The sequence below is a fragment of the Streptomyces kebangsaanensis genome (genome assembly GCF_001906585.1).
Taxonomy (GTDB): domain Bacteria; phylum Actinomycetota; class Actinomycetes; order Streptomycetales; family Streptomycetaceae; genus Streptomyces; species Streptomyces kebangsaanensis.
Genome location: NZ_JUJA01000144.1, coordinates 34,346 through 45,621, shown reverse-complemented (window position 1 = coordinate 45,621; position 11,276 = coordinate 34,346). Strand labels below are relative to the sequence as shown.

11 protein-coding genes are annotated in these 11,276 nt (G+C 74.5%); 2 read left to right on the top strand and 9 right to left on the bottom strand.

Features of this window, described 5'->3' with window-relative positions:
* From RH94_RS21670 to RH94_RS21640, 7 genes are all read right to left on the bottom strand, one after another.
* On the bottom strand, nt 1–818 hold an 818-nt coding region (locus RH94_RS21670; RefSeq protein ID WP_073949157.1), incomplete at its 3' end, for a polyprenyl synthetase family protein.
* Nucleotides 815–1,879 (bottom strand): tetratricopeptide repeat protein, encoded by a 1,065-nt coding sequence (locus RH94_RS21665; RefSeq protein ID WP_073949156.1) that lies wholly within the window; start codon nt 1,877–1,879, stop codon nt 815–817. The genes RH94_RS21665 and RH94_RS21670, both read right to left, overlap by 4 nt.
* A gap of 166 nt (nt 1,880–2,045) precedes the next feature.
* Nucleotides 2,046–2,723, bottom strand: a complete 678-nt coding sequence (locus tag RH94_RS21660) for an AIM24 family protein (RefSeq protein ID WP_073949155.1) — start codon at nt 2,721–2,723, stop codon at nt 2,046–2,048.
* Between the two features lie 45 nt (nt 2,724–2,768).
* Nucleotides 2,769–4,004, bottom strand: coding sequence for a serine hydrolase domain-containing protein (locus tag RH94_RS21655; RefSeq protein WP_073949154.1), 1,236 nt, complete (start codon nt 4,002–4,004; stop codon nt 2,769–2,771).
* A gap of 237 nt (nt 4,005–4,241) precedes the next feature.
* Complete coding sequence (locus RH94_RS21650; RefSeq protein ID WP_073949153.1) at nt 4,242–4,592, bottom strand: UBP-type zinc finger domain-containing protein; 351 nt, start codon at nt 4,590–4,592, stop codon at nt 4,242–4,244.
* On the bottom strand, nt 4,589–6,073 hold the full coding sequence (locus tag RH94_RS46405; RefSeq protein WP_073949152.1) for an ATP-binding protein: 1,485 nt from the start codon (nt 6,071–6,073) through the stop codon (nt 4,589–4,591). The genes RH94_RS21650 and RH94_RS46405 overlap by 4 nt, the downstream gene beginning before the upstream one ends.
* A complete protein-coding gene (locus RH94_RS21640) occupies nt 6,070–7,746 on the bottom strand; it encodes an FAD-dependent oxidoreductase (RefSeq protein ID WP_073949207.1) in 1,677 nt (558 codons plus the stop codon). The genes RH94_RS46405 and RH94_RS21640 overlap by 4 nt, the downstream gene beginning before the upstream one ends.
* Nucleotides 7,747–7,965: 219 nt before the next feature.
* On the opposite strand from RH94_RS21640, the gene RH94_RS21635 reads away from it, so the two are divergent.
* Nucleotides 7,966–8,838: a universal stress protein gene (locus RH94_RS21635; RefSeq protein WP_073949151.1), complete on the top strand. Its 873-nt coding sequence runs from the start codon at nt 7,966–7,968 to the stop codon at nt 8,836–8,838.
* 44 nt (nt 8,839–8,882) lie between these two features.
* Here the strand turns inward: RH94_RS21635 and RH94_RS21630 are convergent, their stop codons facing one another.
* Entirely contained in the window at nt 8,883–9,641 is a 759-nt protein-coding gene (locus RH94_RS21630; RefSeq protein WP_073949150.1) for an MBL fold metallo-hydrolase, read from the bottom strand.
* A 225-nt stretch (nt 9,642–9,866) separates the two neighbouring features.
* Between RH94_RS21630 and RH94_RS21625 the strand changes: the two genes are divergently transcribed.
* Nucleotides 9,867–10,592, top strand: a complete 726-nt coding sequence (locus tag RH94_RS21625; RefSeq protein ID WP_079189135.1) for a CBS domain-containing protein — start codon at nt 9,867–9,869, stop codon at nt 10,590–10,592.
* Between the two features lie 249 nt (nt 10,593–10,841).
* On the opposite strand, the gene RH94_RS21620 is transcribed toward RH94_RS21625, so the two are convergent.
* Nucleotides 10,842–11,276, bottom strand: a 435-nt coding sequence (locus RH94_RS21620; protein WP_234425941.1) for a V-type ATP synthase subunit D, incomplete at its 5' end; no start/stop codon positions are given.

Below are 11,276 nucleotides of genomic sequence, written 5' to 3'. Positions count from 1 at the left end.
CCCGCCGTGTCCAGGGCTGCCAGTACCGGAAACGTCTTCTTGCGCTCCCGCAGGTCCGCGTGGACGGGCTTGCCCGTCACGGTCGGGTCGCCCCACAGGCCCAGGATGTCGTCCACGATCTGGAAGGCGGTCCCGAGGTGCCGTCCTGCCCGGTCCAGCGCGTCGGCCGTCGCCGGGGGCGCCCCACCGAGGACGGCGCCGAGCGCGGCGGCGCAGCCCAGCAGCGCGCCCGTCTTCCGCTCCGCCATCAACCGGTACGCCTCCGGCCGCACCCGCTCGGGCCCCGTCCAGGGACGCGCGGCGAACAGCAGGTCGTCCGCCTGCCCGTGCAGCAGGTCGACGAGCGCCGCGGACAGCCGGGGCAGCGCCCTCGCACCGCCGGGGGCGGCGGCGAGCGTCCCGACGGCCAGTGCGAACAGGGCGTCGCCGGCCAGGACGGCCGGGCCGGTGCCATACGCCTTCCACACGGCGGGCCGGCCCCGCCGGGTCCCGTCGCCGTCCATGATGTCGTCGTGCAGCAGGGAGAAGGTGTGCACCAGCTCCACGGCGACCGCCCCGGCCACCCCGTCCCGCCCGTCGGCCCCGGCCGCCTCCGCCCCGAGCACCGCCAGCGCCTGCCGCAGCCCCTTGCCGCCCGGCGCGACCACCGGAGCCCCACCGACCTCGCACCACCCGAACGCGTACCCTGCCATCTCCCCGACCCACGGATGCAGCCGTCCCACCGCTTCCTGGAGCGCGGGCCGGACCAACTCCCGGCAACACCCCAGCACTTCGGGCACATCCACCACGGCCGCCTCCGCCGAGGACACCACCGTCATCGCACGGCCTCCTGGGCGACCGGGGCCCGACCGGCCTCGGTGAGACCGAACTCCTCCTGCGCCCGGCGCACCATCTCCTCCGCGTGCCGCAGGCCGATACGGGCCATCGTGCGGGCCAGGGCGGTCAGTTCGGCCGCCGTCTCCGCGCGGTCGCGGCCCAGGTGGGCCAGGGACTTGGTCAGACCCAGGCGGGACAGCGCCTCGCCGCGCGGTTCGGCGATGGCACGGAATTCCGCGAGCGCCTGCTCGTACCACTTCCGCGCCTCGGCGTGCCGCCCCGCGCGGTAGAGGACGTTGCCGCGCATCTTGTGGTTGTACGCCAGCGCGGCGGCCAGGTCCATCGCGCGGCAGGTCTCCTCCGCCTCACTGAGCAGCGCGAGCGCCCGCCCGGTGTCTCCGTCGCGGACGGAGACCACGTCGGCGAGCCCACGCAACGCCCAGGCGTGGCCGCGCCGGTCGTCGGCGCGCGCGGCTGTCCGGGCCGCCTCCTCGAACAGCGCGTACGCGGTGTCGTACGACCCGGTGTTGCGGTGCATCTGAGCGATGCCCTCCAGCGCCCACACCGTGTGCCGCGCCTCGCCGCGCCGCCGCGCCTCGGCCAGCAGTTGCTCGTGCAGCCGGCCGACGGCCTCGTAGTCGCCCTGGATGCGGCCGGTCTCCGCGAGCCCGGCCAGCGAGTAGCCGCGTACGACGACGTCCCCGCCGCGCTCGCCGAGCTCGGCCGCGAGCCCGAGCAGCCGCCGGGCCAGCGCGAACGCCCCGCGCTGCCGGGCCAGCGTGCCGCCGCTCCACAGCGCCCAGGCCATCGCGGCCGTGTCCCCGGCGTCCCGGGCGGCCCGGTAGCTGGCCTTCCAGGCCAGGTCCGCCTCCCGGATCTGCCCGAGCCGCCGGTGCGCCTCCGCGACCGCCAGCCCGGAACGTGCCGCCTCACCCGGCTGCCCGGCCCGTTCGGCGGCTGCCAACTGCGCTCTTCCGACGGTCAGGACCTCGGTCAGCGAGGAGTTCACGGACAGGGAGGTGAGGGCGCCCTGGTACTCCGGGGCGAATGCCTTGCCGTACATGCGTACCCTTCTGTACACGGCGTGTATACGCGGCGTGTATAGCGCGTCGGAAACACGCCCCGGCCCACATGGACCGAGGCGGGTGGCTGTCGTCGTTCAAGACGTGGGTACGCGCGGCGGGGTTGCCCGTGCGACGCAGGTCACCTTCCGTGAACGCCCAGCTCCCTCAGTGCTGTTGGGGTTTGTGCGCCTTCGCCTCGCTCGGCCGGACGACGACGTGCCCCTCACCCCGCAGCATCAGCTGCACCGCCTCGCCGGACCCGCCGCGCAGCATCGAGCCGATCGACTGCGAGCGGTGCAGCGACGGCTCCAGGCGGGCGGTCCAGCCGACCACCGCGTCCGTGTCGACGTACACCGGCTGCTCCGGCGTGACCGGTATGACCAGCGGACTGCCCTCGCACACCAGGCCCAGGCGGCCCTGCCCGGTGAACACGCTGTTGAACAGCCCGCCGCCGACGACTCCCGACCCCTTGACCGTCGTGATCCGGTACGACAGCGTCGCGTCGAAGCACAGGACGTTGCGGCCGTTGACGGTGAACTCGTCGCCGGGCTCGACCTCGACGACGAAACAGTTCTGCGCCTCCTGCGCGAACCAGGCCTCGCCCCGCCCGCGCACCGTCATCAGCGGCAGTCCCTCCCCGGTGACCGCACGCTTGAGCATGCCGCCCACGCCCTGGCCCTTGCGCTCGAACCGCAGGTCGCCGCGGAAGGCCACCATCGAGCCCTGACGGGCGAACATCTCGCCGTCCACCGTGTACTTGAGGCACTTGGCGTTCTCGACCGACATGCCCGGCGCGGTCGAGGGCCGCACCACGTGCTCACTGGAGAAGAGGTCACCTTTCATGCGGGCATCCTGGCCCGGAGGCTCCGGTTCCGCCAAGGTCCGGGCTCACTGGGCGAGGTCGTCCTCCTCGGCCGGGTACGGGAGCACGGCCGCGCCGTCCTCCTTCGCCCGCTTGCCGCAGAACGCCGGCTCCAGCGTGCTCAGCATCGTCAGGTGGACCCGGCCGTTGTTGGAGGCGTTGGCGAGTGCGGTGAGGCTGCGCCTGCCGTCCTCGCTGGTGAACGCGTAGGTGTAGTAGCCCTGTACGGCGCCCGTGTGTCCGTACACCGACACCCCGCACGACAGGTCGCGGCGGCGCAGCCCGAGCCCGTACGCCTGGCCGGTGCCCGCCGGGATCCACCGCCGCATTTCCGCCAGTCGGGCGGCGGGCAGCAGCCGTCCGCCCAGCAGCGCCGAGAGGAAGGTGTTCAGATCGCGCGTGCTGGAGATGAGCGCGCCCGCGCTCTGCGCCCAGGACACCGTCTGCTCGGTGGCGTCCACCAGCGGGGCCTCCGCCTCGTCCGGGGTGAGGTAGCCGCGCGCGTACCGGCCGGGGATCCCCGTGCCGGGGTGGACGTAGAAGGTGTCGCTCAGCTGCAGCGGCTCGATGATCCGGTTCTCGTACTCGGTCCGCACCGGGTGGCCGGTCAGCTCCTCGATGAGCAGGCCGGCCACCACGTAGTTGGTGTTGGAGTAGGCGTGGCCGGTACCGGGCACCTGGGTGAGCGGGTGCCGCAGCGACAGGTCGAGCAGCTCGCGGTAGGTGAACACCCGGGTGCGTACGGCCTCGAAGCCGGGCACCGTCCGGGCGAACAGGTCGGAGGTGTAGTCGTACAGGCCGCTGCTGTGGCTGAGCAGGTGCCGTACCGTGATCCGGTCGTCCGGCAGCAGCCCCGGCAGGTAGTGGTCGACCGGGCTGTCGAGCCGCACCCGGCCCTCGGCCGCCAGTTGCAGCAGCACGACCGCGGAGAAGGTCTTGGTGACGCTGCCGATGCGGAACCGGTCGGCGGTGTCCATCGGCTCCGCCGTCCCGCGGTCGGCGACCCCCTCCATGGCCTTGTACACCGTGGCGTGGTCGTCGTGGGAGAGCCGGTGGTCGTCGATGCGTGCCATCGCGCCCGGCGCGCCCTGGGCGAGCGACGTGCGCAGCCGGGCGGCGAGCGCCGCCGGGTCCGGCGCGGGCAGTGCGGCTGAGGACGCCCCGGCGTCCGTCCGGTCCTCCGCCGCGTGCGCCGGCCCCGCCAGCAGGGCCAGCGCCAGCGAACCGAGCACCGCGCTCCGGCACACCGTCCGTGAGGCCATGTGCTTCCTCTCCCGTCTCCGTCCGCGCGGTGATCCGTGCGGGGCGATCGCATTCGGGCGGGGCAAGCATCCCCCGGCGCGTCAGGTCTCCACCGATGACACGCAGTCGGCTGTTCGCCGATCACCGGGTGGGGTGGACGGGCGGAGGCCGCCCGGCGCACATGGGGTGACGTGTTTCTGTCAAGCGGGGCCGGGTCTGCGACACCGCGGCTCCGGCCCGGGAGCGGACGGAGCGGCTCAGCGCAGCATGTCCGCCCAGTCGGCGGGGACGCGGCCCGCCGGGCCCGGGGCCGGCTGGTCCGCCGGGTGGCTCACCGGGGGAGCGAGCTCGGGGCCGGCCTCGTACAGCTCGTCCGTGTCGTAGTTCCAGAACCAGCCCTCGCCCGGCTCGTAGCTGCGGATCACCGGGTGCCCGGTGGCCCGGTGGTGGGCGGTGGCGTGCTTGCCGGGGGAGTCGTCGCAGCAGCCGATGTGGCCGCACTGCGCGCACCGCCGCAGATGGAACCACCAGCCGCCGGCGGCGTCGCACTCGACGCAGCCGGTGCCGCTCGGCGGGACGCGGGGGTCGATTCCGGTGTAGCTGGTCATGCCGGCTCCTGGGAGGTCGTACGGTCGTCGGACGTGAGCGCCGTGCCGCCGGGTCCGGCGGCGGTCAGGGGCAGCAGCACCCGGAAGCGGGTGTCGCCCGGCACCGACTCCACGTCGAGGCTGCCGTGGTGCTTGTTGACGACGATCCGCCGGGAGATGTCCAGCCCGAGGCCGGTGCCCCGGCCGACCGGCTTGGTGGTGAAGAACGGATCGAAGATGCGGTCGCGGATCTCCGGCGGAACGCCGGGGCCGGTGTCGCGGAACTCCACCAGGAGCCGGTCGTCGTGGAGCGCGGTGCGCACGGTCAGCGTGCCGCCGCCCGTGCCGTCCATCGCGCAGACCGCGTTGTCGATCAAGTTGGTCCACACCTGGTTCAGCTCGGCCGGACAGGCGGGGATCCGCGGCAGCGTACGGTCGTACTCCTTGACGACCCTGATGCGCGACCCGATCTTGCCCGACAGCATCAGCAGTGTGCTGTCGAGGAGTTCGTGCACGTCGGCGACCTGGTAGGGGGCGCGATCCAGCTGGGAGTACTGCTTGGCGGCGTCCACCAGCCGGGAGACGCGGGTGGTGGAGTCCGCGATCTCGTCCATGAGCAGCTCGGTCTCCACCGTGCAGTTGAGCCAGCCCACGGTGCCCGGCAGGATCTCCTCCTCGACGGCCGCCGCGACCTGCTCCAGCCAGTCCACGTCGAGCCCGGCCTGAACGAAGGTCGGCGCGAGCTGCCAGCCCTGGTCGATGCCGTGGTCCTCGAGCCAGTCGGTGAGGGCGTCCTCGCGGTCGGAGGCCTCCAGCGGGGTGAGCGCCGGCGCCTTGGCGACCCGCTCGGCGGTACGTTGCTGGATGTCGACGAGGTTCGCCAACTGGTCCCGGGAGAAGGGCCCTTCGGCGATGAGGGCGAGCTTGTGCCGCATCCTGGCCACGCGCTCCCGCAGCGCCGCGGTGGCCCGGACGGCCGCCGCCGCGGGGTTGTTGAGCTCATGGGTGAGCCCGGCGGACAGCGAGCCCAGCGCCAGCAGCCGCTCGCGCTGCCCGACGGCCGCCTGGGTGCTCCTGGACCCGAAGAACAGCCCCTCCAGCAGGTGCACCGCCATCGGGAACCATTCCCGCATGATGTCCGCGAACGTGCCGGCGGGCAGCACGAAGAACCGCGTCGGCTCCGTGACCCGCATCGAGTTGATGTAGACCTGCCGCAGCCGGTCCCCGAGGTACGCCTGCATGGCGCCCGCGTACACCCCGCGCTGCGAGGTCCGGGTGACCTCCACATCGTCGCCGCCGACCCGGCGGGAGAGCACCACCGTGCCCTCGATCATCACGTAGAAGCAGGTGGCCGGCTCGCCCTCGGTGTACACCGGGCCGGGGTCGAACCGCTCCACCCGCCCCTCGGCGCACAGCCGACCCAGCTGCTCGGGCCGGAGCTTCTCGAACAGGAACAGCGAGCCGATCTCCTTCGGGCTGCACGGCATCGGCCGGCCGCTCACGACTGCTCCAGGTAACGGTGGACGAGCAACACGGCCATGGCTCCCTCTCCGACGGCGGACGCGACCCGCTTGGCGGACTCCGCCCGCGCGTCACCGGCGACGAACACACCGGGCACGCTGGTCTCCAGGTGGTACGGCGGCCGGTCCAGCTCCCACCCCGGGGGCGGCCGCCCGTCGGCGGTGAGGTCGGGCCCGGACAGGATGAACCCGCGTCCGTCCCGCACCACCGTGCCGTCCAGCCAGTCGGTCCGCGGTGCCGCGCCGATGAACACGAACATCCACTGCGCGTCGACGAGTTCGGTCTCCCCGGTGGCGGTGTCGCGCAGGGCCAGCTTCTCCAGGTGGCCCGAGCCGTGCGCGGCGTCCACGACGGTGCCCGTGCGCACCGTGATGTTGGGGGCCTCGTCGATCTGCTGGACCAGGTAGTACGACATCGACGCCGCCAGCGACGCCCCGCGCACCAGCAGGGTCACCGACTTCGCGCCCCGGGACAGGTACATCGCCGCCTGCCCCGCGGAGTTGGCGCCGCCGACGACGTAGACGTCCTGCCCCTGGCAGGAGGGAGCCTCGGTCAGCGCCGAACCGTAGAACACCCCGCACCCGGTCAGCTCCTCCACGCCGGCCGCCGGAAGCTGCCGGTAGGACACTCCGGTCGCCAGGATCACGCTGTGCGCGGCGACCGCCGTGCCGTCCGAGAACCGTACGATCCGCGCCGCGCCGCCCACCTCCAGGCCCGTCACCTCGCGCGCGGTCAGGATCTCCGCGCCGAACCTCGCCGCCTGCCGGCGGGCCCGGTCGGTGAGCTGGGCGCCGGAGACGCCGTCGGGGAAGCCCAGGTAGTTCTCGATCCGGGAGCTCTGCCCGGCCTGACCGCCGGTCGCCGAGCGTTCCACGAGCACCGTACGCAGCCCCTCGGAGGCCCCGTAGACGGCCGCGCCGAGCCCGGCCGGGCCGCCGCCGACCACCACCAGGTCGTAGAAGTCGGCCGCCGGTGTCGTCGCGAGCCCCACGTGGGCCGCGAGCTCGGCCGGCTCCGGTTCGAGCAGCGGCGTGCCGTCCGGGGTGACCACCAGCGGCAGCCGCTGCCCGTCCTGCCCTGCGGCGGCCAGCAGCCGCCCGCCCTCGGGCTCGTCGGAGGAGTACCAGCGGTAGGGCACCTGGTTGCGGGCCAGGAACTCCCGTACCGCCGACGACCGCGCGGACCAGCGGTGCCCGACCACCTTGGTGCTGGGCACCGGCCGGTGGTCGCTGCTCCGCCACGCCCGCAGCAGGTCGTCCAGGACCGGGTACAGCTTCTCCTCGGGCGGGTCCCAGGGCTTGAGGAGGTAGTGGTCCAGGTCGACGACGTTGATCGCGTCGATCGCCGCGTTGGTGTCCGCGTACGCGGTCAGCAGCACCCGCCGCGCGCCCGGATACACGTCCAGGGCCTGTTCGAGGAACTCGATGCCGTTCATCCGCGGCATGCGGTAGTCGGCCAGGATGACGGCCACGAGGTCACCGCGCAGCTTCAGCTCGCGCAGCGCGTCCAGCGCGGACTCGCCGGACTCCGCGCGCACGATCCGGTGCGAGGCGCCGTAGCGCCGCCTGAGGTCCCGGGCGACGGCGCGGGAGACCCCCGGGTCGTCGTCCACGGTCATGATGACGGTCCGCGTCGGCTCCACGGCCTGTGCCATGTTCTGCCACCCCGCGTGGTGGTCGGATCGGCGGCCCGGTGCGCTCCCGTCGTCACCGCGCCGGCTTCCGCCCATCGTATGGTCGATCGTCCCGCTCCGCTCGGGTGCGCGGCTTCACCCGGGCACACGGTGGACGGCTGTCCCGCCCGGCCGCTTCCGTGATCACCCGGTGGGGGAGACTGGACCGAGGACGGCTCACCACACAGGGAGGCAGACGGTATGACGCGGCCGATCACGGCAGGGGTGGACGGATCGGAGGAGAGCCTCGCCGCGCTGGCGTGGGCGGGACGGGAGGCCGAGCGCCGCGGACTGCCGCTGCGCCTGGTGCACGCCTGGCGCTTCGAGGTGCACGACGCCTTCGACGCGGGCGACCGGGACACCCAGCGGCAGTGGGTGCGCGACGGCCTGGCCGAGGCCGCGCGGACGGTCGCCGACCGCCATCCGGATGTGACGGTGACCACCGACGTCGTGGAGGACGGCGCCGTGGACGCGTTGCTCGCCGCCGCGGCGGAGTCGGAGATGCTGGTGCTCGGCTCGCGCGGCCAGGGCGCCCTCGTCGGGTTCCTGCTCGGTTCCGTCGGCCAGCAGGCGATCACCGAGGCCCGACGGCCCGTCGTGCTGGTGCGCGCCGGGGACGAGCCCTCCGCCGAGGCCGCGGGCCGGGAGATCGTCGTCGGCCAGCACGGCGCCCCGGAGGACAGCGCCGACGCCCTGCGGTTCGCGTTCGAGACCGCCGCCGCCCGCGGCGCCACCGTCCGCGCGGTACGGGCCTGGACGCTGCCGCCGGTGTTCGCCTACAGCCCCGGCTCGCTCAAGCTGCTCGACGAGGCCGGAGGCCTGGAGCCGTACGAGCGCAAGGCACTGGCCGCGGCGCTCCAGCCGTGGCGGGAGCGCTTCCCGGACGTCCCCGTCGTCGAGCACGTGGAGATGGGCAGCGCCGGCCAGGTGCTGCTGGCGGCGGCCGAGCGGCCCCAGCTGATGGTCGTGGGCCGGCGCGCCCGCCGTACGGCGGTGGGCGCGCGGATCGGCTCCGTCGCGCACGGGATGCTGCACCACGCCGGCTGCCCGGTGGCCGTCGTCCCGCACACCTGAGCCGCCACGGCGCCGCGGGTTCCGGCGACCTGCGCGCCCCCTGGTCAGCGGCCACCGCGGCTCGCGTGCTCCCGGGCCCGCCGCGCGGCCTGCCGCACCGGGCCGCGGTGCGCGGGGCCGTGGCCGGGCAGCGTCACGTCCGCGTCCAGCTTCTCCAGCACGTCCAACGAGGCCAGCGCCCGGGCGCGTTCGTGGTGGAACATGTCGGGCAGCAGCTGCGGGCCCCGGACGCGCGAGGTGGGGTGGCCGCTGACCAGGGCGTCGCCGGAGACGACCACACCGGTGTCCGGGAGGTGGAAGACGGTGTGGCCCCGCGTGTGGCCGGGCGTGTGCACGGGCACGGGCCGCCCCGGCAGGTCCAGCGGGCCCGCCGCCGGGAACGGCCGGGGCTCGGCGACCGGGACGTGCGCGGTGCCGCCGGCGCGGAGCGCGTGCACCGCCCAGGGCAGCACGCCCGGCCGCCAGCCGTTGCGCAGCACCCGCCCGACGCTGACCTGGTGCAGGAACTCCCGCCGGGCATGCGGCACTTCGGCCTCGTGCAGATGCACCGGGGTGCCGTGGGCGGCGCGCAGGTACTCGGCCGAGCCCAGGTGGTCGTTGTGCGCGTGGGTGATCAGCACGGCCACCACCGCCTCGGGCGAACTGCCCACCGCGGCCAGCGAGTCGAGCAGCCGCCGCCGGTCGCCCGGGTAGCCGGTGTCGATCAGTGTGGCGGCGTCGCCCTCCGTCAGGATCACCCAGTTGGTGTTGCTGCCGTGCACCAGGTAGGTGCCGTCGGCGACCTGCCGCACATCCGCGTTCATCGGTCTCCTCGCCTCCCGGTGGCTGCCCGACGGGGACAGCCAACCAGATCCGCCCTCCGCGCCGGCTCACCGTTCGCACGCCGCCACTCTCCTGCCTGCGGGCGGAAAGGGCGACAGGAGGCTCCCGGTCCCCCGGCCGGGGCCCTTCGGCCCATGTCCTCGCCGGCCCGGTGGCCGAGCCTGAAGGTGTCCGTGTGGGGGCCCTTGAGGGAGTGGGAGGATGCCATGCACGGCTCTCCGTACACCGTGAGCGACGTCATGACCCGCACTGTCGTCGCCCTGACCGGCGAGGCGGTGTTCAAGGACATCGTGCGGACCATGGAACAGTGGGGCGTCAGCGCGATGCCCGTGCTGGACGGCGCGGGCCGCGTGATCGGCGTCGTCTCCGAGGACGACCTGCTGCGCAAGGAGGAGTCCCGCGACACCGATCTGGACCGGGGCGGGCGGCCGCTCCGCTGGGCCGAACTGGCCAAGGCCGGCGCGGTGACCGCCGAGGAGCTGATGAGCGCCCCGGCCGTGACCGTCCGCGCCGACGCCACCGTCGCCCGGGCCGCGCGCGTCATGGCCCGCCGCGGCGTCAAGCGGCTGCCCGTCGTCGGCGCCGACGGAGTGCTCACGGGCATCGTCAGCCGTGCCGATCTGCTCAGGGTGTTCCTCCGCGGCGACGAGGACATCGCCGAGGAGGTCCGCCGCGAGGTCGTCGACGAGCGGTTCCCGGTCCCGCTCGAGTCGGTGCGGGTGCGGGTGCGGGACGGGGTGGTCACCCTCACCGGCCGCGCCCTGGACACCACCCTGGTGCCGCTCGCCGAGCGCCTGGTGCGCTCCGTGGAGGGCGTGGTGGACGTGCGCTGCGCGCTCACGGGACCGCGCCGCCGTCCCGGCCCGGAAGCGGAACCCGCCGCCGACGACGGGACGCCGCGGCACGCGGCGGAAGCCGGGAACACGCCGTGACGCCGCACCGGACGCGCGTCCGCTCCGGCGCGTGAACCGGACCGGGGCCGGCCGGTCCCTTCCCGGAAACGACCGGCCCGTGCGGTGACCGCCCGGAACGCCGCCCCCGCGAAGAGGCCGAAGGCCGCGGGGTACGGCGGATCGAGGTCTGCGGGAACGCCGGGCGCCCGCGAGCCGGGTCCGGCCCGGGCAGGGGAGGGGGCGTATCGGCCGTGCCGTCGGCGCGGGTGGCGGCGTCCCGCGGTCGGCTCACTCCCGTGGCCGCCGGCGGGGCGAGGCCGCCCAGCGCCGCCGTACCGCTTCCTCGTGCTCCGCCTCCTCCAGCGCCAGTTCGACGGCGGCCAGTTCGCGCCTCAGCCGGGGGATCCAGTGCCGGCGCAGGGCACGGACCCGTTGACGGGTGGTCTCCGCCTCGGCCGCGATCAGCTCGGCCGCGGTGCGGGCAGCGGAGTGCTCGGCGGCCGCGCGGACCGCCGCGCGGTAGGCCGCTTCCGCGTGGGCGAGCGCGGTGTTGGCCGGCGTCCGTTCCGCGGGGGAGCGCACGGCCGCCGTCCAGGAGACCGCCGACGGATGGCCCACGCCCATCAGGGCGGTCCACTCGACCTCGACACCGGCCCGGTCGGCCGGCACCGCCTCCGCCAGGGCCCGCTCGCCCCCGAGCAGCACCCCGCGCACGAGCCATGT